The organism is Nocardia sp. NPDC050712 (assembly GCF_040654295.1).
Taxonomy (GTDB): domain Bacteria; phylum Actinomycetota; class Actinomycetes; order Mycobacteriales; family Mycobacteriaceae; genus Nocardia.
Window position 1 is genome coordinate 536,592 of sequence record NZ_JBFAHT010000004.1, and the last position, 21,302, is coordinate 557,893.

The 21,302-nt window shown below is 69.5% G+C and carries 24 protein-coding genes and 2 tRNA genes; 9 read left to right on the forward strand and 17 right to left on the reverse strand.

Going from position 1 to position 21,302, the window contains the following annotated elements; genetic code table 11:
• Window positions 1–33: 33 nt before the first annotated feature.
• The 3 genes from AB0H76_RS30735 to AB0H76_RS30745 all read right to left on the reverse strand — a co-directional run bounded on the left by AB0H76_RS30735 (window position 34) and on the right by AB0H76_RS30745 (window position 3,015).
• The gene (locus tag AB0H76_RS30735) at window positions 34–1,302 is read right to left on the reverse strand and encodes a DUF6596 domain-containing protein (protein WP_357330516.1); all 1,269 of its coding nucleotides are present in this window, start codon (window positions 1,300–1,302) and stop codon (window positions 34–36) included.
• Window positions 1,299–1,700: a YciI family protein gene (locus AB0H76_RS30740; RefSeq protein ID WP_357330517.1), complete on the reverse strand. Its 402-nt coding sequence runs from the start codon at window positions 1,698–1,700 to the stop codon at window positions 1,299–1,301. The genes AB0H76_RS30735 and AB0H76_RS30740 overlap by 4 nt, the downstream gene beginning before the upstream one ends.
• A gap of 100 nt (window positions 1,701–1,800) precedes the next feature.
• Complete coding sequence (locus tag AB0H76_RS30745; protein WP_357330518.1) at window positions 1,801–3,015, reverse strand: FAD-dependent oxidoreductase; 1,215 nt, start codon at window positions 3,013–3,015, stop codon at window positions 1,801–1,803.
• Window positions 3,016–3,193: 178 nt separating this feature from the next.
• Between AB0H76_RS30745 and AB0H76_RS30750 the strand changes: the two genes are divergently transcribed.
• Window positions 3,194–3,838: a disulfide bond formation protein DsbA gene (locus tag AB0H76_RS30750; RefSeq protein ID WP_357330519.1), complete on the forward strand. Its 645-nt coding sequence runs from the start codon at window positions 3,194–3,196 to the stop codon at window positions 3,836–3,838.
• Between the two features lie 4 nt (window positions 3,839–3,842).
• Here the strand turns inward: AB0H76_RS30750 and AB0H76_RS30755 are convergent, their stop codons facing one another.
• Entirely contained in the window at window positions 3,843–4,730 is an 888-nt protein-coding gene (locus AB0H76_RS30755; protein ID WP_357330929.1) for a M48 family metallopeptidase, read from the reverse strand.
• A gap of 201 nt (window positions 4,731–4,931) precedes the next feature.
• Between AB0H76_RS30755 and AB0H76_RS30760 the strand changes: the two genes are divergently transcribed.
• Together AB0H76_RS30760 and AB0H76_RS30765 are read left to right on the forward strand one after the other, a co-directional pair.
• The gene (locus AB0H76_RS30760; RefSeq protein ID WP_357330520.1) at window positions 4,932–5,405 is read left to right on the forward strand and encodes a ribose-5-phosphate isomerase; all 474 of its coding nucleotides are present in this window, start codon (window positions 4,932–4,934) and stop codon (window positions 5,403–5,405) included.
• Between the two features lies 1 nt (window position 5,406).
• On the forward strand, window positions 5,407–6,204 hold the full coding sequence (locus AB0H76_RS30765) for a DNA-formamidopyrimidine glycosylase family protein (RefSeq protein ID WP_357330521.1): 798 nt from the start codon (window positions 5,407–5,409) through the stop codon (window positions 6,202–6,204).
• 94 nt (window positions 6,205–6,298) lie between these two features.
• Here AB0H76_RS30765 and AB0H76_RS30770 read toward each other — a convergent pair whose 3' ends face one another.
• The gene (locus tag AB0H76_RS30770) at window positions 6,299–7,252 is read right to left on the reverse strand and encodes a GGDEF domain-containing protein (RefSeq protein ID WP_357330522.1); all 954 of its coding nucleotides are present in this window, start codon (window positions 7,250–7,252) and stop codon (window positions 6,299–6,301) included.
• A gap of 428 nt (window positions 7,253–7,680) precedes the next feature.
• Here AB0H76_RS30770 and AB0H76_RS30775 point away from each other — a divergent pair.
• A tRNA-Gly gene (locus tag AB0H76_RS30775) sits at window positions 7,681–7,751 on the forward strand.
• Window positions 7,752–7,798: 47 nt separating this feature from the next.
• Window positions 7,799–7,872: transfer RNA gene (locus AB0H76_RS30780), tRNA-Pro, on the forward strand.
• A 127-nt stretch (window positions 7,873–7,999) separates the two neighbouring features.
• On the opposite strand, the gene AB0H76_RS30785 is transcribed toward AB0H76_RS30780, so the two are convergent.
• From AB0H76_RS30785 to AB0H76_RS30805, 5 genes are all read right to left on the reverse strand, one after another.
• Window positions 8,000–8,161, reverse strand: coding sequence for a hypothetical protein (locus tag AB0H76_RS30785; RefSeq protein ID WP_357330523.1), 162 nt, complete (start codon window positions 8,159–8,161; stop codon window positions 8,000–8,002).
• Window positions 8,162–8,253: 92 nt separating this feature from the next.
• Window positions 8,254–8,538, reverse strand: a complete 285-nt coding sequence (locus AB0H76_RS30790; RefSeq protein WP_357330524.1) for a hypothetical protein — start codon at window positions 8,536–8,538, stop codon at window positions 8,254–8,256.
• A gap of 55 nt (window positions 8,539–8,593) precedes the next feature.
• A complete protein-coding gene (locus tag AB0H76_RS30795; RefSeq protein ID WP_357330525.1) occupies window positions 8,594–9,145 on the reverse strand; it encodes a dihydrofolate reductase family protein in 552 nt (183 codons plus the stop codon).
• An 88-nt stretch (window positions 9,146–9,233) separates the two neighbouring features.
• Window positions 9,234–9,728, reverse strand: coding sequence for an AAA family ATPase (locus AB0H76_RS30800; protein WP_357330526.1), 495 nt, complete (start codon window positions 9,726–9,728; stop codon window positions 9,234–9,236).
• Between the two features lie 10 nt (window positions 9,729–9,738).
• Window positions 9,739–10,446 carry a GNAT family N-acetyltransferase gene (locus AB0H76_RS30805; protein WP_357330527.1) on the reverse strand — a complete coding sequence of 236 codons (708 nt, stop codon included), beginning with the start codon at window positions 10,444–10,446 and terminating at the stop codon, window positions 9,739–9,741.
• A gap of 215 nt (window positions 10,447–10,661) precedes the next feature.
• On the opposite strand from AB0H76_RS30805, the gene AB0H76_RS30810 reads away from it, so the two are divergent.
• Both AB0H76_RS30810 and AB0H76_RS30815 read left to right on the forward strand, forming a co-directional pair.
• Entirely contained in the window at window positions 10,662–11,966 is a 1,305-nt protein-coding gene (locus AB0H76_RS30810; protein WP_357330528.1) for an NtaA/DmoA family FMN-dependent monooxygenase, read from the forward strand.
• A 15-nt stretch (window positions 11,967–11,981) separates the two neighbouring features.
• Window positions 11,982–12,458 (forward strand): NUDIX domain-containing protein, encoded by a 477-nt coding sequence (locus tag AB0H76_RS30815; RefSeq protein WP_357330529.1) that lies wholly within the window; start codon window positions 11,982–11,984, stop codon window positions 12,456–12,458.
• Here AB0H76_RS30815 and AB0H76_RS30820 read toward each other — a convergent pair.
• The gene (locus AB0H76_RS30820) at window positions 12,455–13,279 is read right to left on the reverse strand and encodes a phosphoribosylaminoimidazolesuccinocarboxamide synthase (RefSeq protein WP_357330530.1); all 825 of its coding nucleotides are present in this window, start codon (window positions 13,277–13,279) and stop codon (window positions 12,455–12,457) included. The genes AB0H76_RS30815 and AB0H76_RS30820 overlap by 4 nt on opposite strands.
• Window positions 13,280–13,422: 143 nt before the next feature.
• On the opposite strand from AB0H76_RS30820, the gene pepN reads away from it, so the two are divergent.
• Window positions 13,423–16,002 carry an aminopeptidase N gene (gene pepN / locus AB0H76_RS30825; protein WP_357330531.1) on the forward strand — a complete coding sequence of 860 codons (2,580 nt, stop codon included), beginning with the start codon at window positions 13,423–13,425 and terminating at the stop codon, window positions 16,000–16,002.
• A gap of 49 nt (window positions 16,003–16,051) precedes the next feature.
• On the opposite strand, the gene AB0H76_RS30830 is transcribed toward pepN, so the two are convergent.
• The 4 genes from AB0H76_RS30830 to AB0H76_RS30845 all read right to left on the reverse strand — a co-directional run bounded on the left by AB0H76_RS30830 (window position 16,052) and on the right by AB0H76_RS30845 (window position 19,238).
• On the reverse strand, window positions 16,052–16,852 hold the full coding sequence (locus AB0H76_RS30830; protein WP_357330532.1) for an NAD(P)H-binding protein: 801 nt from the start codon (window positions 16,850–16,852) through the stop codon (window positions 16,052–16,054).
• Between the two features lie 115 nt (window positions 16,853–16,967).
• Window positions 16,968–17,837: an alpha/beta hydrolase gene (locus tag AB0H76_RS30835; protein ID WP_357330533.1), complete on the reverse strand. Its 870-nt coding sequence runs from the start codon at window positions 17,835–17,837 to the stop codon at window positions 16,968–16,970.
• 55 nt (window positions 17,838–17,892) lie between these two features.
• Window positions 17,893–19,092: an MFS transporter gene (locus AB0H76_RS30840; RefSeq protein WP_357330534.1), complete on the reverse strand. Its 1,200-nt coding sequence runs from the start codon at window positions 19,090–19,092 to the stop codon at window positions 17,893–17,895.
• Window positions 19,089–19,238: a hypothetical protein gene (locus tag AB0H76_RS30845; protein ID WP_357330535.1), complete on the reverse strand. Its 150-nt coding sequence runs from the start codon at window positions 19,236–19,238 to the stop codon at window positions 19,089–19,091. The genes AB0H76_RS30840 and AB0H76_RS30845 overlap by 4 nt, the downstream gene beginning before the upstream one ends.
• Before the next feature lie 227 nt (window positions 19,239–19,465).
• Between AB0H76_RS30845 and AB0H76_RS30850 the strand changes: the two genes are divergently transcribed.
• Complete coding sequence (locus tag AB0H76_RS30850) at window positions 19,466–20,470, forward strand: AraC family transcriptional regulator ligand-binding domain-containing protein (protein ID WP_357330536.1); 1,005 nt, start codon at window positions 19,466–19,468, stop codon at window positions 20,468–20,470.
• 60 nt (window positions 20,471–20,530) lie between these two features.
• Here AB0H76_RS30850 and AB0H76_RS30855 read toward each other — a convergent pair whose 3' ends face one another.
• Together AB0H76_RS30855 and AB0H76_RS30860 are read right to left on the reverse strand one after the other, a co-directional pair.
• Complete coding sequence (locus tag AB0H76_RS30855; protein ID WP_357330537.1) at window positions 20,531–20,995, reverse strand: DUF5130 domain-containing protein; 465 nt, start codon at window positions 20,993–20,995, stop codon at window positions 20,531–20,533.
• Entirely contained in the window at window positions 20,982–21,254 is a 273-nt protein-coding gene (locus tag AB0H76_RS30860) for a hypothetical protein (RefSeq protein WP_357330538.1), read from the reverse strand. Before AB0H76_RS30860 ends, AB0H76_RS30855 begins: the two co-directional genes overlap by 14 nt.
• Between the last annotated feature and the right edge of the window lie 48 nt (window positions 21,255–21,302).

Consider the following 21,302-nt stretch of genomic DNA (forward strand, 5'->3'; position numbering starts at 1 on the left):
CCCCGTCAGTAGAACACGTTCTAATTTCGGCCGCTAGTGTTCTGGATCGGAGTGCGGGGCAAGGGGTTCGGCCGGAACCGCCCCGGCGGCACGCAACCGGGCGGCGCGCAGCAGGAGGTAGTCCCGCTCGGGGGTGCTTGTGGTGCGCGCCGCGGCCGACAGGTAGGCCGCAACGGCGGCGGGCCGATCCCCGGCCATCTCGGACAGGTGCCCGCGCACGGCCGCGAGGCGGTGGTTGCCCGCGAGCTGCGCCTCGAGGGTGTCGGCCAGCGCCAGCCCGGCGGCCGGGCCTTCGACCATGGCGCACGCGACCGCGCGGTTGAGGGTCACCATCGGATTGGGGGCGAGCCGCTCGAACACGTTGTACAGGGCCAGGATTCGCGGCCACTCGGTGTCGTCGGCATGCCGCGCCTGCGCGTGCACGGCGGCGATCGCGGCTTGGATCTGATACGGGCCCGAAAGACCTTGGGCCAGTGTGCCCGTCGTGAGCCGCACCCCTTCACGAATGAGCGCGCGATCCCACAGCGCGCGATTCTGCTCGGCGAGCGGGATGAGCTCGCCGTGTGCGCCGGTCCGGGCCGCGCGCCGGGCATCGGTGAGCAGCATCAGCGCGAGCAGGCCGGTGACCTCGGCGTCCCGCGGCAGCAGGGCGTGGATCGAGCGGGCCAGGCGGATCGCCTCACCGGAGAGGTCGGTGCGCTGCAGTTCCGCGCCGGCGCTCGTGGTGTGCCCCTCGGTGAAGATCAGGTACAGCACGTGCAGCACCGGGCCGAGGCGGCTGCGCCATTGCGCGTCACCGGGCCGCGCGAACGGCCGGTCCAGGGTGGAGAGTTTCTTCTTGGCGCGCGTAATCCGTTGCGCCATAGTCGCTTCGGGTAGCAGGAAGGCGCCGGCGATCTCGGCGGTACCGAGGCCGCCGACCGCGCGCAGCGTCAGCGCGATCGAGGCGGCGTCCGACAGCGCCGGATGGCAGCACAGGAAATACATGGCCAGGGTGTCGTCGCGGTCCACCACCTCCGCGTCGGCGACCTCGCGGTCGAAAACCGTTGCCTCCCTGCGCCGCCGCGCCACCTCGGCGCGCACGGCGTCGGCCATCCGGCGCTGCGCCACCTGGATCAGCCAGCCGCGCGGGTTCGCCGGCCGGCCCGCCTCGGGCCACTGCGTCGCGGCCGCCAGCAGCGCCTCCTGCAAGGCATCCTCGGCGGTGTCGAAATCGCCGAAGCGGCGCACCAGTACACCGAGGACCTGCGGCGCCAGCTCGCGCAGCAGGTCCGCCTCGGCCCGGGCCGGGGCCTCGGTCACTGGTCGACGGTCGGGGCGCTCATCACCGCGCGCACCTCGATGTACTCACCCACCGGCTTGCCACCCGGGCCGGGGCCGGCCGAGGCCTGCGCCGCGATCTCCAGGGCGCGCTCGGGGCTGTCTACGTCCACCAGCCAGTACCCGGCCAGGAATTCCTTGGTCTCCGGAAAGGGACCGTCGGTGACCACCGGCGCCGAGCGCCCGTCGGAGCTCACGATGCGCGCTTCGTCCGGCCCGGCCAGGCCCTGCGCGGAGATCAGTTCCCCGGATTTGGCCAGTTCCGCGCTCAGGGCCCGCTGGAACTCGATGTGGGCCATGATGTCTTCCGGCGCCCACTCGGCGATCGGGATGTCGCAGTGGGCGGTGGCGCTGTAGGTCTTCAGCAGCATGTACTTCACGGTTCGGCTCCTTGCCGTTCGGTGCGCCCGTCCGGCGCTCTCGAGGGTAGGTCGGAACCACGGGTCCGCTCTCGACACATTCCCGGATCTGTGATCCAGTTCACAAATCGAGGGCGGTATCGGCCAGGCGCTCGGGGTCGACCGGCGCACCCGAGCTGATCAGTTCCTTGATCCGATCGGTGACATCCCAGACGTTGACGTTCATGCCGGCCAGCACCCGGTCCTGGGCGTCGAGCCAGAACGCGACGAACTCGCGCCCGGCCTGATCGCCGCGCACCACCACGCGCTCGTACTCCCCCGGCGCGGTGTAGCCGGTGTACTCCATGCCGACGTCGTACTGATCGGTGAAGAAGTAAGGGAGCCGGTCGTATTCGGCGGGCTTGCCGAGCATCGTCGCGGCCGCGACGGCGGGCTGGTTGAGCGCGTTCGCCCAGTGCTCCACCCGGATCCGCCGGTGCAGGCGGGGATGGTCCTGGGCGGCGATGTCACCCACGGCGACGATATCGGGATCGCTGGTGCGCAGGCCGGCGTCGACTAGGACGCCGTTGTCGACGTCCAGACCCGCGGCGCGGGCCAGCTCGACAGCGGGTGTCGCGCCGATGGCGACGAGCACCGCGTCGGCGGCGATCGCGGTGCCGTCACCGAGCCGGATGCCGTCCGCGTCGATCCCGGCGAGTTCGGCGCCCAGCCGCAGGTCGACGCCGTTGTCCCGGTGCAGCTGGGCGAAGAACTCCCCCATCTCGGGCCCGAGCGCGCCCAGCAGCGGCAGCTCGGCCGACTCGACCACGGTGACCTCGACCCCGGCCGAGCGCGCCGCGGCGGCGACCTCCAAGCCGATCCAGCCCGCCCCGACGATGGCCAGGCGGCCGATCTTGGCGGTGCCGGACAGCAGCCCCAGGATCGCGTCGGAATCCTCGATGGTGCGCAGCTGGTAGACGTTCGCGCCGTCCGCGCCCGGCAGGTCCAGCCGCCGCGGCGCGGAGCCGGTGGCCAGCGCCAGCTTGTCGTAGGTGAGGGTCGAATCATCGGGCAGCGTCACGGTTTTCGCGGCGCGATCGATGGCCCGCACCGCGGTGCCGAGCCGGACGTCGATGCGGTGGTCGCGATACCACTCACCGGGCACCGCGACGAAGTCGGCGAGATCCTTCTTGCCGAACAGATGGTCCTTGGACAGGGGTGGCCGCTCGTAGGGCAGATGATCCTCGGCCCCGAGCAGTGTGACCTGCCCTTCGAAGTCGCTCGCCCGCAGGGCTTCCGCGAGCTTGGCGGCGGCCAGACCGCCGCCCACGATGACGAAATGCCGTTCCGAGGTCATAGCGGACTCCTTGGGAGAGTACGAACCGGGACTCCGAACCCACCCTACTGTCGGCGTGGCGGCGAAATGCCGGGTTCCGGGAACGGGGAACGAATCGGCCGGTCTCGTGGTTGGTCTCCGATAACGGCCCCGCCGCGCGTTGTCGTGGCTGCCGAACCACCGATCGAGAGGAAATTCCGTGACCGACACGGCCGAGAAGAATGTCGCCGACTTCTGGTTCGACCCGCTGTGCCCGTGGTGCTGGATCACCTCGCGCTGGATCCTCGAGGTCGAGAAGGTCCGCGATATCGAGGCCAATTTCCACGTGATGAGCCTGTCGGTCCTCAACGAGGACCGCGAGGACCTGCCCGAGAGCTACCGGGAACTGCTGTCCACCGGCTGGGGCCCGGTCCGCGTCGCCATCGCCGCGGCGCAGGAGCACGGCGACAAGATCCTGGCGCCGCTCTACACCGCGCTGGGCAGCCGCATCCACGACCGCAAGGCCGAGTACGAGCGCCCCACCCGCAAGGAATCCCTGGACGCGATCATCGTGGACGCCCTGGCCGAGCTGGGCCTGCCCGCCGAACTCGCGCAGGCCGCCGAGAGCACCGACTACGACGAGGCGCTGCGCAAGAGCCATCACGCCGGCATGGACAAGGTCGGCAAGGATGTCGGCACACCGACCATCCACGTCAACGGCGTCGCCTTCTTCGGCCCGGTGCTGTCACGGATCCCGCGCGGTGAGGACGCCGGCAAGGTCTGGGACGGCGTGGTCGCGCTCGCGTCCTACCCGCACTTCTTCGAGCTGAAGCGCACCCGCAACGAGGACCCGGTCTTCGACTGAGTGCCTACGGGACAGGTTTCGGCGGCTGCGCCGGAACCTGTCCGTGCGGGGTCGCGCCGAGCGGCGGCGGGGTCTCCGGGCGCCAGAACAGCTTGCCGTGCCGGCTGCGGTCGCGCAGCGCCCACATCCGCCAGGTCAGCACCGGATGGCTGGACATCGCGTTGTAGATCCAGACGAAGAAGCCCTTCTCGGCGGCGGCCCGGTTCGCCATCTCGTCGTAGGCGACCAGCGCATTGAGGTATTTGCCCGCGGCCAGGGTGCCCATCGCGGCGGGCGTGCCGGAGTAGCGGAAGCAGACGCCGTGATTGTCGGCGGTGTACTCCTGGGAGCGCAGCAGCGCCGGGCCGAGCAGCGGCAGGAACGGCGCCAGATACATGCCGAGCATCCGCCAGTACGAGGCGTGCCCCGCCGCGATGTGCCCGACCTCGTGGCCGATGATGAACGCCAGCGCGTCGGGTTCGCGCGCGGCGCCGCCGATTTCGAACAGGTCGCTGTTGACGGCGACGAAGCGCCGGAACCCGTGCCCGGAGGCGAAGGCGTTGATCTGGCCGTTGCCGAGCACCACGTAGGCGTCGGGCACCGTCGGCATCCCGAACCGGGCGGCGGCCTCGACCACCATCTGATAGCCCTCCGGAAACTGGGTGGGCGACATCTTCACGCCGTCCACCCGCAGCCGGGCGTAGAGGGTGCCGCGGCCGAACCACACCAGCAGCGGCGCGGCGAGCAGGAACACCAGGTAGTCGTAGATGGTGCCGGACAGGGTGACCAGCAGGGCGAGCAGGAAGATCAGCACCGAGATCCCGACCACCACGCACAGCAGCGCGATCTCCCAGCTGTGCCGGGCGGGTCTGCCGTAGGGCGACAGACCCCTGGGTAGCTGGGGCGGCGGCATCGGCGGCCCGCCGTAGCCATAGGGCGCCGGGTACCCGCCCGTCGGGTACGGACCGTAGGCGGGGGCGGGGCTGCCCGCCGGTTCGTCCTTCGCGAGCGGATCCGGGTTCGACTGTGGGTCCTGCGGCTGCATATTTCGACCGTACCGTTCCCTTCCGGCCCTCTCGACGACGTCGCTGACCGGCCTGACAGAATCGCTGCCATGCGCGTATACCTGGGTGCCGACCATGCCGGTTTCGAACTGAAGAATCACGTGAAGGCCCATCTGGAACAAGCGGGCCACGAAGTCGTCGACTGCGGCGCCCTCGAATACGACGCCCTCGACGACTACCCCGCCTTCTGCATCGAGGCGGCGCGCCGCACCGTCGCCGACCCGGGCAGCCTGGGCCTGGTGTTCGGCGGCAGCGGCAACGGCGAGCAGATCGCCGCCAACAAGGTGCCCGGCGCTCGCTGCGCGCTTGCCTGGAGCGTGGAAACCGCCCAGTTGGCGCGCCAGCACAACAACGCGCAGCTGATCGGCGTCGGCGGCCGCATGCACTCGACCGAAGAGGCACTCGCCATCGTCGATGCCTTCCTCGCCGCCGAATGGTCCGACGAAGCGCGCCATCAGCGCCGCATCGACATCCTCGCCGACTACGAGAAGTCCGGCGAGGCCCCGGCGGTCCCCGCGTACTGACGTGCCGGAAGGGCATACGCTGCATCGCCTCGCCCGGGCGCATCAGAAGGCGTTCGGCGGGGACGTGGTGCGGGTGTGGAGTCCGCAGGGAAAGTTCGCCGCCGGCGCGGCCCGGGTCGACGGGCAGACACTGGTGCGCGCCGAGGCGTGGGGCAAGCACCTGCTGCATCGGTACGAGTCCGGGCTGATCGTGCACGTGCATCTCGGGTTGTACGGGGCGTTCACCGAATCCGCTGTGCCCATGGGTGAGCCGGTCGGGCAGGTGCGGATGCGCATGGTCGGGGCGGCGCACGGCACCGACCTGCGCGGACCGACCGCCTGCGAGATCTTCACCCGCACCGAGGTCGACGCGCTGACCGACCGGCTCGGGCCCGACCCGCTGCGGCGGGGCGCCGACCCGGACCGGGCCTGGCAGCGAATCCGCCGCTCCCGCAGGCCGATCGGGGCGCTGCTGATGGATCAGTCGGTGCTGGCCGGTGTCGGCAACGTGTACCGCGCGGAACTGCTGTTCCGGCACGGGATCTCACCGCACCGGCCGGGCACCGCGGTGAGTGCCGAAGCGTGGCAGGCGATGTGGACCGACCTGGTCGCACTGATGAAGGTCGGTGTGCGGGTCGGCAAGATGGTCGTCGTGCGGCCCGAGGACGACCACGGGGATCCGTCCTACGCCGCGGACCGGCCACGCACCTACGTCTACCGCCGCCAGGGTTCGCCGTGCCGGATCTGCGGAACGCCGGTGCTGCACGCGGTCATGGACGCGCGGAACCTGTTCTGGTGCCCAACCTGTCAATCGGACTGAACAGCGTGCCGCTCCCGGGCGGCGAGCACGTCGGGCGCGTGCCGGACTTCGGCCGGACCCCCTGACGAAGAAGCCTCCCCGCCCGGCTTCTCCGTCAGCCGGCGACGGCGGCGTCGATCTCCGGTTCGCCGGAATCCGAGAACGCGAACCGGCGGCCGCCGGCGGTCTTCGCCGAGTACATCGCCCGGTCGGCGCGGCGCAGCAGATCGGTGAAGTCGCAGGAGGTGCCCGGCGGGTTGTGGGCGGTGCCGACGCTGGCCGAGACCGGGACCGGGCCGGCCGAGGTCCACACCGGGTCGCGCAGGGCGCCGACGATCTGGTGGGCGATATCGGTCAGGGTGCCGTGCGACCTGTCGACCGCGAGCACGAACTCGTCGCCGCCGTAGCGGCAGATGACCGTGTCCGGCGGGCACACCTCACGCAGCCGGTTGGCCAGTTCCACCAGGACCTCGTCGCCGACCGCGTGCCCGTAGCCGTCGTTGATCTGCTTGAAGCGGTCCAGATCGATCAGCAGCAGGCCGACGCTGCCCGCCGGATCGGCGGCCATGCGGCGGACGCGGTCCTGCAGCAGGGTGCGGTTGGCCAGGTCGGTGAGCGCGTCGTGGGTGGCCTCGTGCCGCAGCCGGTGCTGCAGCGCCGCGATCTCCTGCACGCGCAGTGAGACTTTCGCGGAGATGTTCTGCTCCTGCTGGGCCAGGGCGCGCTCCTGCAGCGCCTGGGCATAGCTGTCGATGGCCTGGCTGGCGACGAACGGCCACCGGGTGGCCACCAGCGACCCGGGGCGCCCCGCGGGGAAACCCAGTAGCCAGCGGCTGGCCTGAGCCAGCATCCGAGTGCGCTCGAACGGCGGTTCGGCCAGGCGGGCGCCCAGGGCGCGGGCGTCGAGCATCGGGAAGGGTTCGGAAGCGGCCAGTCGGAGCAGTCGATTGACGATGTCCACGAGAACAGGTTCTAGGTCTTTCATCGTGGTGTGCGCGCCCGGTTCGGCGCACACGGCCTGCGCCCAGGCGCGTGCCATGTGCTTGACCGGAGGTGTCGATTCGGACATCGCGATCACCCGCCACGGGTGGCGTCGGTGGCCGGGCGCAGGGCGCCCAGGCAGGAGCCGGCCTCACCTCTACTGCTACGCGGTTCGGTCCACCAAGCACGGCGCACGCTCACCGCCCCCTTTCCAGATACCCCCGTCCGGCAAAAAGGATCCTAGCAAGCCACCCGGCGCCGAAAAACGTCGTTTTACAACGAGTTTCCGTTGCCTCGCGAATGGCGATCGGATGTGTGATCGTTCTCGGGCGCCGAGCGTTACACCTAATCTTGGTTCGCTGGAGAGTCGCCAGGAGACACGCCGAAAGTGTGCCGGGACCTGCCGATCCACACCCGCCGGCCGCCCCGGCCCGGGCGATTGGCATTTCCGCGGCGACATTCGGTACAGTCGTTGCGCACACGACATCTGGCGATCCCATCGATGTCGTTTGCCTTGCGGGTGTAGTTCAGTGGTAGAACTTCTGCCTTCCAAGCAGATAGCGCGGGTTCGATTCCCGTCACCCGCTCTTCACAGGGGGATCATTCGTCCACGGCGCCTCTGGGCCGTGGCTCACGGGGTGTAGCGCAGCTTGGTAGCGCATCCGCTTTGGGAGCGGAGGGTCGCAGGTTCAAATCCTGTCACCCCGACATAGGTTCGAGGGCTTCGGCCCAGGTCACAGGCCGTTTGGTGCCGCCGCAGCGAGAAGCCGGAACTTACGACGGCACCCGCGGCATTCCTTGTCATCGAGATAACCGGCGCGGGAGTGGATTTCGCTCAGCTGTAGTCGTCCTCCGCGGCCTCGCAGGCGGCCCAGTGCTCGGCGAGGCAGGCGCCGCAGATCTGAGCGGTTTCTTCGCGTGGGGTGTTGAGGGGCAGGATCGCGGTGGCGGGGGTACGGCAGAAGGCGCATGCGCGGGTGGGGGTAAGGGTGCTCATGGTCTGTTCCTCTCCGGGGGGCCGTGTTGCGGAGGGTGCTTCGATCATGAGTTCGTTGGGCGGGGCGGGCAGGTTTGTACCAGTTGTTGCCGCTAGTCGGTGCGCGGGAGGCGGCCGGTGCGGCGTTCGCAGTCGCACAGCGGTTCGTCGAGTGGGGGGCGGTAGTGGATTTCGCCGCACTCGGGGCATTCGTGGGTGCGATGGCCGGTTCGGCCGGCGCCCGGGCACGGGATCCAGCCGACCAGTGCCCGGCCGGTGAGGGGGTGGCCGGCCGGGCAGTGCGTGGGCGCGGGTTCGGCCCAGCCGCGGGCGGTGCGGATCAGCTCGCCGGGCGGGACGATTCGGCCGTCGACGGTGTAGCGGATGCGGCGGGACACTCCGTGAATCTAGACCGTATCGAACATATGTTCGGTATTTGCCTGGTGAAAACCCTCAGTCGACGAGGTAGCGCAGCATCACCGCCGTGTTGAAGTGCCGCGTCTCGGCCAGACTGAGCCGAATGCGCTTGTCCAGCGCGGGCAGGAACGGCGTGCCGCCGCCGAGCACGATGGGCAGCAGGAACACCTGGTACTCGTCGATCAGTCCGTGCGGCAGCAGCGCGGCCGCGAGGCTCGCGCCACCGACCTCCATCAGACCGTCGCCGTCGGCCTTCAGCTTGCGCACCTCCTCGACCGCGTTCTCGCTGACCAGCGTGCTGTTCCACTGCACCTCGGTGAGCGTCCGGGAGAAGACGACCTTCGGTTTCTCGGTCCAGAGCCCGCTGAACTCACGCTCGATCGGCGGCGCGTCCGTGGGCACGTGCGGCCAGTACTCGGCCATCAGCTCGTACAGGCGACGACCGTGCAGCGAGATCTCGATGTCCCGGTAGCGGTCGTTGTGGAACTGGTGCAGCTCGTCATCCGGGTCGGTCCAGTCGATGTTCCCCTCGCGGTCGTTGATGTAACCGTCCAGGGACACACTGAACCCATACGTCAGTTTCCTCATGACCGGATAGACCTCCTGCGCGCTCGAAACTCATCGGCGGACCTCGGCATGCGCAGGCAATCGTATCCGGCACGAGCCACCCGGCCCCTTACCGAACGAGGTCGGAATACAACCGCTCGACGGCATCGGCCGTGCTCCACGTGGCATCGAGACGAACCTCGCTGACGAAGCCGAGTGGGTCCCACCCGTGATACCAGGCCCGCATCTCGGTGACGCCGAATTCGGCGGCCTGCGGCCTGGTGGCGTGGCGGCGCGTGGTTTCGCCGAAGGTCAGGTCGTAGGCGTAGAAGTCGCTGCGGGTGGCGGCGGCCGAAAGGCGTTGCAGCATAGGCCCGTAGCGAGCGGCGCGCAGGATGCCCTCGACGAGGACGATCCGGCCCCGGGCCAGGCCGAACGTGGCGATGTGCTCGATCAGTTCGACATTCAAGCCGTCAGGTTTGTCCTGCTCCCGCAGCATCTGACGCCGGACCACATCCTGCGGCACGACGAGCACCGCGCCGGGCTCGAAGCGGTGCTGCACCGCCCGCGCGACCGTGGACTTGCCGGAACCCGAATTACCCCGCAGGACAACCAGTATCGACATCCAGGGATGTTTACGGTGCCTGGAGGAAGGTGAGGGTGCCGCGTTTGCGGAGGGTGAAGCCGAGGGTTTCGTAGAGGCTGATGGCGGTGGTGTTGGTGGCGAGGGCGTGCAGGAACGGGGTTTCGCCGCGGGCGCGGATGCCGGCGCCGACGGCGCGGATGAGGCGGGTGGCCAGGCCGCGGCCGCGGTAGGCGGGGTCGGTGCAGACGGCGCTGATTTCGGTCCAGCCGGGTGGGTGCAGGCGCTCACCGGCCATCGCGATGAGGCGGCCGTCGACGCGTAGACCCAGGTAGGTGCCCATTTCGATGGTGCGGGGCGCGTACGGGCCGGGCTCGGTGCGGGCGATCAGGTCCAGGATTTCGGGGAGTTCGGCGGGCGTCAGCACCTCGAGTTCCGGGTCGGCGGCCACGTGGAGTGCGGTGCCGTCCATCTGTACCGAGCCGACGTGATCGAGCACCGTCCAGCCCGCGGGCGGCACATGCCGGGCGCCGCGCAGGGCGGTGCTGCCGCCGGGGCCGAGCAGGGTGGCCAGATCGGCCCAGTCCTGGTCGTCGAGCACCGGTGGATGCCCGACGAAACGGGCGACCTCGGGGTCGTAGCGCCCGATCCGGCCCGACCAGTCCGCGAAGCGGCGATGCTCGCCGCGCAGCGAGGCCCGCACCGGATCGTCGAGCGGGTGCAGGGCGAGTTCGGTTTCGATGGTCGCGTCGATGGTCACCGCGAGCTCCTCCCGTATCGGTCCGACCCGGGAACGCTAGTCCGGACCGCCGCCCGCGGGCACCGGTTGCGATCACGACGATTTCGAGCCGCACTTCGAACGCTTTCCGCCCCAGGGTATTTCCCACTACTCAGGCTGATCGCAACCGTTGACCCGCCACCGGACCCACCGACAGTCTGACGCTGCGGGAACACGATCCGGAGGAGGCCTGCGCCGTGAGCACCAGACGACGGTTGAAAACCGTTACGGGAGTCAGTGGTTCGACCGATGTCTACAGCGCGGCGCTGGATCCCCAACGGTCGACCCTGGAATCGTCGATCGAGATCGCGAAACTGGCCGAGGCCAACGGCTTCGACGCCCTGTTCGCCGCCGACCTGCTCAGCTTCGGCGCCCAGGGCGCGATCGGCGCGCAGGAGCCGCTGATCTTCGTCGCGGCGCTCAGCGCGGTGACCGAACGGATCGGCCTGATCGCCACCGTCACCACCACCTTCCACCACCCCTACAATCTGGCCCGCCTCTTCGGCACGCTGGACCACGTCAGCAACGGCCGCGCCGCGTGGAACGCGGTGACCTCTTCGCTCGGCGAAGAGAACTACGGCGACCAGGAGTTGCCCGCCCCGGAGCAGCGCTACGCCCGCGCCACCGAGGTCATCGAGGTGGTCAACGCCCTGTTCGACAGCTGGCAGCCCGACGCGCTGACCCGCGACGCGCACGGCGGCGCGATCCTGCATCCGGACCGCGTCCGGCCGATCGACCACGCGGGCGAGTTCTTCACGGTGCGCGGCCCGCTGAACATCCCGACGCTGCCGCAGCGCCGGCCGGTGCAGTTCCAGGCCGGTCAATCCGCGGCGGGCGTGGAACTCGGGGCGCGCCTGGCCGAGGTCGTGTTCACCTCGCTGCCGACGCTGGCCGACGCCGTCGCCTTCACGACGAAGATCCGGGCCCGTGCCGCCGAATTGGGCCGCGCGGACGGCTTGCCGCTGATCATGAGCTCGTTCCACGCGACCTACGGCTCCTCCGAGGCCGAGGTGGCGCGCCTGGTCCGCGAACAGCACGAAGCCACCGACTTCGAGGCCGGGCGGATCGCGCTAGCGGACATGCTCGGCGGCGGTGTCGATCTCTCCGAACTGCCGCTGGACCAGCCGATCCCGGAGAAATTGCTGCCGGACGTGGCCTCGGTGCAGCGCCGGCGCGGGCGGGTGGAGATCTTCAGTGCCTTCGCCCGGCAGGGCAAGACCCTGCGCGAGTTGATCATCGCGGCCAAGGACACCGGCCACTGGGCCGCGGCGGGTACGCCCGAACAGCTTGCCGACGCCATCGCCGAACGCTACGACGCGGGCGTGCTCGACGTCATCTCGCTGGGCGGCCTGGCCGACCCGCGCACCCGCGACTTCCTGCTCAACGGCCTGCTGCCGGAACTGCGCCGCCGCGACATCGTCGCGAAGGACTCGATCGAGGGCACCTTCCGGGAGAAACTCGAACTCCCGCCGCTGCCTTCGCCGATCGTGTCGGTGGCGTGAGGCAGACTGCACGGCGTGGCAGCGACATTCAGCGCGGGGGTTGTGTTGTTCCGGCGGGGCGAGGCCGGTCCGGAGGTGTTGCTCGGGCATATGGGCGGCCCGTTCTGGGCGCGCAAAGATCTCGGCGCGTGGTCGATTCCGAAGGGCGAGTATCTGCCCGAGCAGGAGGACGCGCAGGCCGCGGCCCGGCGCGAGTTCACCGAGGAGCTCGGCCTTCCGGTGCCCGAGGGCGCGTGGGTGGAACTCGGCGAGGTCGCCTACGGCAGTGGCAGCAAGCGGAAAACGGTGGTCGCGTGGGCGATCGAGGCCGACCTCGACCCGGCCGCGATCGTGCCGGGCACCTTCGAGATGGAGTGGCCGCCGCGGTCGGGCAAGCGGGCCGAGTTCCCGGAGATCGACCGCGCGGAATGGTTCGCGCTGGCGACGGCCCGGGAGAAGCTCACCAAAGGCCAGCAGCCCTATGTCGAGCGGCTGGCCGAGCGGCTCGGCTAGGCCCAGGTGCGGCCGGTGATGAGCTCGTAGGCCTCGACGTACTTCCGCCGGGTGGCCGCGACGATGTCGGCGGGGATCTCCGGGCCCGGGGGCTCCTTGTCCCAGCCGGTGGAGGTGGACCAGTCGCGGACGAACTGCTTGTCGAAGGACGGCTGCGCGTGGCCCGGCTCCCACTGGTCGGCGGGCCAGAAGCGCGACGAATCGGAGGTGAGCACCTCGTCACCGAGGGTGAGAACCGCACCGTCCCAGCCGAATTCGACCTTGGTGTCGGCGACGATGACACCGCGCGAGGCGGCGTGCTCGGCGCCGCGGGTGTAGATGTCCAGGGTCAGGTCGCGCAGTTTCTCGGCGACCTCGCGGCCCTCCTGACGCACCACGTCCTCGAAGCTGATCGCCTCGTCGTGGCCCTCGGAGGCCTTGGTGCTCGGCGTGAAGAGCGGCTCGGGCAGCTTGTCGCCGTCGCGCAGGCCGGGCGGCAGCGCGATACCGGAGACGGTGCCGGTGGCCTGGTACTCCTTCAGGCCGCCGCCGGTGAGGTAGCCGCGGGCGACGCACTCCACCATGACCATCTTCAGCGGCTTCACCCGAATGGCGCGACCGGCGAACTCGGCGGGCACATCGGTGGTCGACAGCACGTGGTTGGGCACGTCGGCGAAGAACTCGAACCACCAGTTCGACAGCTGGGTCAGCAGCGCGCCCTTGTCGGGAATGGGGGTAGGCAGCGCGACGTCGTAGACCGAGACCCGGTCGGAGGCCACGAGCAGCAACGTCTCGCCGTCCTCGTACAGGTCGCGCACCTTACCGGCGTGCACATGCTTCAACGTCGAGCCTCCGAATCGTGGGTAGTGGATCCGAGCAGCACAATACCGGCGCCGGAAAACCCAGCGAAGCGCGGCGGTCCGGAGGATTAGGGTGGTGAGCAGAACCGTCCGCTGTGCCCGTTCTTCGACACCGAAGGAGCCTCATGTCCGCACCCAACCTCACACGTGAACAGGCGATCGAACGCGCCTCGACCGTGCAAGTCGAGAACTACCGCATCGAACTCGACCTGACCGACGGGGCGGGTAAACCGGGCGAGCAGCTCTTCTTGTCGCGCAGCACAGTCACTTTCACCGCGCAGCCCGGCTCGGGCACCTACATCGACATCGTGGCGCGCGGCATCCGGTCGGCCGTGCTCAACGGGACCGCCGTCGACGTCTCGGGCTACGACGAGGAAAAGGGCATCGCCCTGTCCGGTCTGGCCGAGCGCAACGAGCTGGTGGTCGAGGCCGACTGCGAATACTCCAACACCGGTGAGGGCCTGCATCGCTTCGTCGATCCGACCGACGACGCGGTGTACCTGTACACCCAGTTCGAAACGGCCGACGCCAAGCGCATGTTCGCCTGCTTCGACCAGCCGGACCTGAAGGCCACCTTCGACATCAGCGTGACGGCCCCGCCGCAGTGGCGGGTCATCTCCAACGGCGCCCCCGTCGAGACCCTGATCGGGGAACCGGGCAAGCACGTGTTCAAGACCACCCCGCGGATGAGCACCTACATCGTCGCGCTCATCGCCGGCCCGTACGCGGAGTGGACCGACGAGTACACCGACGAGCACGGCACCATCCCGCTCGGCATCTACTGCCGCGCGTCGCTGGCCGCGCACATGGACGAAGAGCGCCTGTTCACCGAGACCAAGCAGGGATTCGGCTTCTACCACAAGAACTTCGGCGTGCCGTACGCCTTCGGCAAGTACGACCAGCTGTTCGTGCCGGAGTTCAACGCGGGCGCGATGGAGAACGCGGGCGCGGTCACCTTCCTGGAGGACTACGTCTTCCGGTCCAAGGTGACGCGCGCGTCCTACGAGCGCCGCGCCGAGACCGTGCTGCACGAGATGGCGCACATGTGGTTCGGCGACCTGGTCACCATGCGGTGGTGGGACGACCTGTGGCTGAACGAGTCGTTCGCGACCTTCGCCTCGGTGCTGTGCCAGTCCGAGGCCACCGAATACAAGAGCGCCTGGACCACGTTCGCGAACGTGGAGAAGTCCTGGGCCTACCGCCAGGACCAGCTGCCCTCCACGCACCCGATCGCCGCGGACATCCCGGATCTGCACGCGGTCGAGGTGAACTTCGACGGCATCACCTACGCCAAGGGCGCTTCGGTGCTCAAGCAGCTGGTCGCCTACGTCGGCTTGGAGCCTTTCCTGGCGGGCCTGCGCGCCTACTTCGCCGAACATGCCTACGGCAATGCCACGTTCGACGATCTGCTCGCGGCGCTGGAGAAGTCCTCGGGCCGCGACCTGTCGGATTGGGGCGCGCAGTGGCTCAAGACCACCGGCCTGAACATCCTGCGCCCCGACTTCGAGGTCGACGCCGCGGGCAACTTCACCTCCTTCGCCGTGATCCAGGAGGGCGCGGCGCCCGGTGCGGGTGAGTACCGCGTGCACCGCCTGGCGGTCGGCGTCTACGACGATCAGGACGGCAAGCTGGTCCGCACCAAGCGGGTCGAGCTGGATCTGAACGCCGCCGAGCGCACCGACGTTCCGGAACTCCTCGGCGTCGCGAGCGGCAAGTTCGTGCTGGTCAACGACGACGACCTGACCTACTGCTCGGTGCGGCTGGATCCGGAGTCGCTGGAGGTGCTGATCAACCGGATCGGCGACATCGCCGAACCGCTCCCCCGCACCCTGGCCTGGTCGGCCGCGTGGGAGATGACCCGCCAGGCCGAGCTGCGGGCCCGCGACTTCGTCGCCCTGGTGCAGCGCGGCGTCGGCGCGGAAACCGAGATCGGTGTGGTGCAGCGGCTGCTGCTGCAAGCCAGCACCAGCATCGGCAGCTACGCCGACCCGGCCTGGGCGGCGAGCACCGGCTGGCCCGAATTCGCCGACCGGCTGCTGGAATTGGCGCGCGCCGCCGAGGCGGGTTCGGATCATCAGCTCGCCTTCGTCAACGCGCTCACCGGCGCGAAGCTGGAGCCCCGGCACGCCGAGGTGCTGCGCGCGCTGATCGACAACGATCCGGCCGACTCGGGTCTGCCCGGCCTGACCATCGACACCGATCTGCGCTGGCGCTTGGTGACGGCGCTCGCCGCGGCCGGCGCGATCGATGCCGAAGGCCTGGAAAGCCCGTTCATCGACGCCGAATTGCAGCGTGATCCGACCGCCGCCGGCAAGCGCCAGGCCGCGACCGCGGCGACCGCGCGCCCGCAGGCCGCGGTCAAGGAGCAGGCCTGGAACACGGTGATCGGCGACGACACGGTCGCCAACATCACCGCCCGCGCCATCGTCGGCGGCTTCGCCCCGGCCGGCCAGGGCGACCTGCTGCACCCCTACACCGACCGCTACTTCTCCGAGGTGCCCGGTGTCTGGGAGCGGCGCTCCAGCGAGGTCGCCCAGACCGTCGTCGTCGGCCTCTACCCGTCCTGGGATATCAGCCAGGACGCGGTGGCCAAGGCCGACAAGTTCCTCGCCGACAATCACCCGCCGGCGCTGCTGCGCCTGGTGAGCGAGGGCAAGGCGGGCATCGAACGATCGCTGCGCGCCCGGGCCGTCGACGCCGAGTAAGAACTGCGAAAAGGGCCCGTATCCCGTGGGATACGGGCCCTTTTCGTGCTCAGCGGAACAGCTCGACGCTGGCCGCCGCCCACTGGGCGAAGGTGGTGGCCGTGCCGGTGATCTCCGCGACGACGGTGTTGGCCTGCTGCGGGTGCGCGACGGTACTTCCGATGCCGTCGACATACCACTCGGCGTACTCACCCATTTCCGGTTCGAACAGCCGGATCGCATCGGCGCGCGGGATCGTCACCACGTCGAGGTCGCGACCGAGTGCCGCGCCGATCTGGCGGATCTTCTCGCCGCGGGTCAGGGTCTGCGGCCCGGTGAGTTCGTAGATCCGGCCGGCGTGCCCGTCGGACAGCAGAACCGTCGCCGCGACGCGGGCGATGTCGTCCATCGTGATCGGCGCGTTCGCGGCCTCGGGGAACGGGTCCCGCACCTGGTCGGACTGCCGGATCTGCTCGGCCCAGCCCACGGCGTTCTCGCTGAACTCGCCGGCGTACAGGTGGGTCCAGGCGAGACCGGAGCCCTCCACGGCCCGCGCGATCGGCTGCCAGTCGGTGTTCTCGTCGCCGGACAGATCGACGATGTGCTGGACACCGGCCTTGGCGGCCAGCTCGACGACTGCCTCGACGGTTTCCAGTACCGGGGCCAGATACACGCGGTCCACACCCTCGAACGCCTCGGGCAACGTGGACACCTTGCCCAGATATCCACGCACCACTTCTACGCCGTCGGGGAACGCGGCCCGCTCCGGATGGTTGGACAGCGCGCGGACGTCCTCGGCGCCGGCGGCGAGGAGATGATCGACGACCTTGCGCCCGATATTGCCGGTGGCAGCCGTGACAAGAATCTTCATCCTCCCAACGTGCCCGGAAAATTCGCCATGGCGCAAGCCCGAAAATGCCGTGCGCCAAGCAGTCCCGTCGACGCGACCGGCGCGCGCACCGGGTGGGTGCGCGCGCCGCATCGCCTCAGCCGCCGAGGTGCCGGCCCAGGAAATCCCGGATCAGAGCCGCGATTTCGGGTCCGTGCGTCTCCAGCGCGAAATGCCCCGCGTCCAGCAGATGCAGTTCGGCCTCGGGCAGGTCGCGCAGGAACGCCCGCGCGCCGTCCGGGCCGAAGATCTCGTCGTGCTCGCCCCAGGTGATCAGGACCGGCGGCCGGTGCTCGGCGAAATACTTCTGGAAATCCGGGTAGCCGTCGAGGTTGACCTTGTAGTCCGCGAACAGGTCGAGCTGGATCTCCTTGTTGCCCGGCCGATCCAGATAGTGCTGATCCAGGGTCCAGGTGTCGGGGCTGATCAGCGCCAGTCGCTCGGCCGGAACACCGTGCGTGTACTGCCATTTCGTGGCGTCGGCCGTGAGCAGCTCACGCGCCTGCGCCTCGTGGGCGGCACGATCGTCGGCGTGCGCGAACAGCACCTCCCAGAACGGGGTAAAGCCCTCCAGGTAGGCGTTGCCGCTCTGGGTGATCAGCGCGGTGACCCGGGCGGGATTGCGGGCGGCGATGCGCAGTCCGATCGGTGCGCCGTAGTCCTGGATGTAGAGGGCGAAACGTTCGATACCCAGCGTGTCCAGCAGTTCCAGGGTGATCTCGGTGAGCTTTTCGAAGGTGTAGTCGAACGCCTGCGCCGCGGGCATCGCCGACTGCCCGAACCCGATGTGGTCGGGCGCGATCAGGTGATAGTCGGCGGCCAACTCGGGCAGCAGGTTGCGGAACATTGCCGAGCTCGTCGGAAATCCGTGCAGCAGAACAAGTGTCGGCTTACTCGGATCACCAGCCTCGCGGTAGAACACCGGTAGACCCTGGATCTCGACGGTGTTGTGACGTACTGCGGTCATGTGCGTTTCTCCTAGTTCTTGACGGAATCGCCACGGCACGAAGTGGTGGCGGGCGCTATCGGGAATAGTGGGCAACTCGCGCCTCGTGCTCGCCCGGGAATCGAGGCGGCAGCGCCGCGGCGGTGGCCCGGGCAGGTGCGAGCAACAGCAGGGCCGCGACGCTGAAGCCGAGTCCCAGCGCGAAATACCCTCGGTAACTGTCGGTTTGACTGTGGATCAGGCTCGCGACGGCCAGGCCCGCCGCGGCGGCCAGCTGGTGGATCACCCAGGCCGGGGACAGCGTGCGGCCCATCCGCGCCGGGTCCAGCCCGCGCGACAGCACCGCCATGGTGAGCGGGATGATCGGGAAGGACGCGGCCCCGAACAGCACCGCGACCACGCCGAGCGCCGCCGAGCCGAGCGGCGAGATCGCCAGTGCCAGAGCGGCGATCCGCACCAGATACAGGCCGCGCAGCAGGCTTTCCGGCCGAAACTGGCGTTGCAGCCGCACCATGACCAGCGCGGTCAACCCGGCCGCCAGCGCGGCCAGCGCCACCAACCGCCCGGCGGCGACCACCGACCAGCCCTCCTCGATCGCATGCCGGGGCAACATCAGGATCACCACGTACAGGGTGGCCGAGTGCAGGCCGAACGAGACCAGCACGCGCGCCCGGCCCGACAGTGATTCCGCCTGTCCCGCAACGGGACTCGACACCTGATCGCCGGGCAGCACGGCCCACAGGATGCCGGTGACCGCCAGCCCGACCGCCCCGAACAGCGCGTAGGTGGCCCGGACGCCGATCGGGTCGAACAGCGCGGTCGCGGCCCACGGCCCGATCAACTGCCCGAGATTGATACCGATCGCCGCCCGGGTGAGCGCGGGCCCGACCCGGTCACCGAGGGCGCGCCCGATCAGGGTGGTGACGGCCAGCGTCGAGGAGGCGGCGAAGCCGAGCCCGCCGAGCACCATGTACGCCGCGACGAATTGCCAGGTCCCCCGGACCATCGACAGCAGCAGGTAGCTGCCGGAGATGAGCGCCAGCCCGCCGACCAGCACCGCCCTGGCGCCGACGCGGTCCAGTAACCGTCCGACGAACGGCTGCGCCAGCCCGGTCACCGTGGTGCCCAGCGCCGCCGCGACGGCCAGGGCGGTGGCGCTGACCCCGTAGGACGCGGCGGTCGGCGCGAAGAACACGCCCATCGAGAAGTTCAGGCCGAACGAGACGGTCATCGCCGCCAGCCCCGCCCAGGCCAGGTGTTCGCGCCGCATCGTCATCGCCGCGCGATCTGGCCGTCGATGGCGTTCTTCGGTAGGCCGGGAACGGAGTAGTCGAACTCCGGCGTGGGGGTGTTCAGATCCCGGTCGTAGGGCGGGATTTCGCGCAGGCTGCCGGAGCGGGCGCAGATCTGATAGCTGGTCATGGTCGTCCTTGGTCGGGGTCGGTCGGCGAACGGCCGAGTCGACTAACCGTTAATACAACTTTAAACGGTTAGTACGGTGAAAGCTATTCCCGCTCTGCGAAAGTCGCTGTCGGAAATGCGGCCGACTCGGCGCGCCCTTCGAATCTAGGCCGGGCCGCGGGCCCCGGGCAGGGACCGCGCACGTCACGATGGGGACCGAATACGCCACCGCCCGATATGCTCCGGCGGTGATAGAGGGCACGGTGCCGATTCAGTTGATCCGGCTGATTCACACGGCAGCGCTGCACGCCGGTGTCGCACCGGCGGAACTGGCCCACCTGCGCGGACTGGATCCGGCGCTGCTCGCCGACGACCTGATCCGGGTGCCGGTCGCCACCCCGTTCCGGATCTGGGAACTGATCGAGGCGCATGCCGGGCCGGAAGCGGGCCTCCGGGTGAGCGCCGCCGCCGCGCTGGGCAGCCTGCAGGTGTGGGACTACCTGTTCACCACCGGGCAAACCCTGCGCGAGGGCCTGGCGGCCGCCTCGGACTTCCACGCCACCATCACCGACCCGGCCGTCGGCCTGTCGGTCCTCGACGACGGCCGGTTACTCACCGTCCGCTACACCGGGATCGAGCCGGAGGCCGCCATCGGCGCCACCAACGAATTCGCGATCTCGCTGCTGCTGCGCCGGATTCGCGAAGCGACCGGCCGCCCGATGACGCCGGTCCGGGTGCGGCTCGGCCACCCGCCGCGCGGGCGCTACCGCCACCTGGTGGACGCCTTCGGCACCAGCCGCATCGACTTCGACGCGCCACACAGCGAACTCACCTTCCTCGACGCCGCCGAGCTGCCGACCGGCAACGATCCGCACCTCGGACACCTGATCCGGAGCCACGCCGGACTCACCCTCGACTCCGCCAAGACCATCCCCGGCTGGCCGGACCTGTTCCGCGCCGCCATGGCCGACGCACTGACGCGCGACGAACTCGGTCTCGACGCCGTCGCGCAGCGCCTGGCCATGAGCGCACGCACCCTGCAGCGCCGCCTGGGCGAGCACGGCACCAGCTGGCGGGCCGAGGTCGAGGCCGCCCGGCTGGCCAAAGCCACCGCGCTGCTCCGCGATACCGCGCTGCCGGTCGGTTCGGTGGCGACCCGGCTCGGCTACGCCGACGCCCGCGCGCTGCGCCGCGCCTTCCAGCGCTGGACCGGGCAGACCCCGGCCGAGTTCCGCGCGCGGAGCACCGGATAACGCGAACGGCGTGCGCGGCCCTTCGAAAAGGACTGCGCACGCCGTTGTGGTGCGAAGGGGTCAGCGGCCGATCGCGGCGGCCATGACGCGGATCGCGGAGACCAGGCCGTCGATGAGCTCGCCCTGCCGGAACGAGCTGCTGGCGGCGGTCACGCCGAGCTGGCAGACGCGATCGTTGGCGCGGTCGGCGACCTCGTGGCCGGAGCGCACCTCGATGGCGTTGTCGTTGGGCGAGACGGCGACGAGCACCGAGCGCGCGGCCTCGGGGGTCGAGGGGAAGACCGCGTCCGCACCGGCTGCCGGATCGGCGCCGAGATCGCCGATGTAGACGTTGAAGCGCACCTTGGTGGCGCGGGTGGCTTCGGTGAGGACGTTGTCCAGCAGCAGGCGCTCGTGATCGCTGAACGGCGCCTCGTAGAAGACGTCACCCGCCTCGTGCACGCCGGACACCCGTCCGCTGCTGGTCAGTGCGTACCCGTGCGGTAGATCGGACTCGACCACCGCGGGCCACTTAGAACCTGCCACTTGCCCGTCCTCCGATCAGCTCCACACCGGTGGATTCGATGGCCGCATGGGTGCCATGCGACTCAGTGTGGTGACCGTGCCCGGTCACCTCGTCGGTGGCACTCCACAGCACCGGCGGCTGCGTCCACTTCTGACCGAGGTCGAAATGGGCCGGCTTCTCACCGGCGAGTGGCTTACCGAGATACGACAATCCGGCGATCGCGCCGTAGATCACCAGCGGAATGCCGACGAAGATCAGCACTGTCTCGAGAATGCTCACGACGCCAACGGTATCCGATCGCGTGTAGTAGTTCAGCTACCACCCGCA

Coding starts and splice junctions, on each gene's coding strand:
- AB0H76_RS30795 (WP_357330525.1), bottom strand. CDS start 9,145: ATGAGGAAACTGACGTATGGGTTCAGTGTGTCCCTGGACGGTTACATC.
- AB0H76_RS30835 (WP_357330533.1), bottom strand. CDS start 17,837: ATGACCGCAGTACGTCACAACACCGTCGAGATCCAGGGTCTACCGGTG.
- AB0H76_RS30840 (WP_357330534.1), bottom strand. CDS start 19,092: ATGACGATGCGGCGCGAACACCTGGCCTGGGCGGGGCTGGCGGCGATG.
- pepN (WP_357330531.1), top strand. CDS start 13,423: ATGTCCGCACCCAACCTCACACGTGAACAGGCGATCGAACGCGCCTCG.
- AB0H76_RS30755 (WP_357330929.1), bottom strand. CDS start 4,730: ATGCCGCCGCCCCAGCTACCCAGGGGTCTGTCGCCCTACGGCAGACCC.
- AB0H76_RS30830 (WP_357330532.1), bottom strand. CDS start 16,852: ATGAAGATTCTTGTCACGGCTGCCACCGGCAATATCGGGCGCAAGGTC.
- AB0H76_RS30745 (WP_357330518.1), bottom strand. CDS start 3,015: ATGACCTCGGAACGGCATTTCGTCATCGTGGGCGGCGGTCTGGCCGCC.
- AB0H76_RS30845 (WP_357330535.1), bottom strand. CDS start 19,238: ATGACCAGCTATCAGATCTGCGCCCGCTCCGGCAGCCTGCGCGAAATC.
- AB0H76_RS30770 (WP_357330522.1), bottom strand. CDS start 7,252: ATGTCCGAATCGACACCTCCGGTCAAGCACATGGCACGCGCCTGGGCG.
- AB0H76_RS30800 (WP_357330526.1), bottom strand. CDS start 9,728: ATGTCGATACTGGTTGTCCTGCGGGGTAATTCGGGTTCCGGCAAGTCC.
- AB0H76_RS30785 (WP_357330523.1), bottom strand. CDS start 8,161: ATGAGCACCCTTACCCCCACCCGCGCATGCGCCTTCTGCCGTACCCCC.
- AB0H76_RS30760 (WP_357330520.1), top strand. CDS start 4,932: ATGCGCGTATACCTGGGTGCCGACCATGCCGGTTTCGAACTGAAGAAT.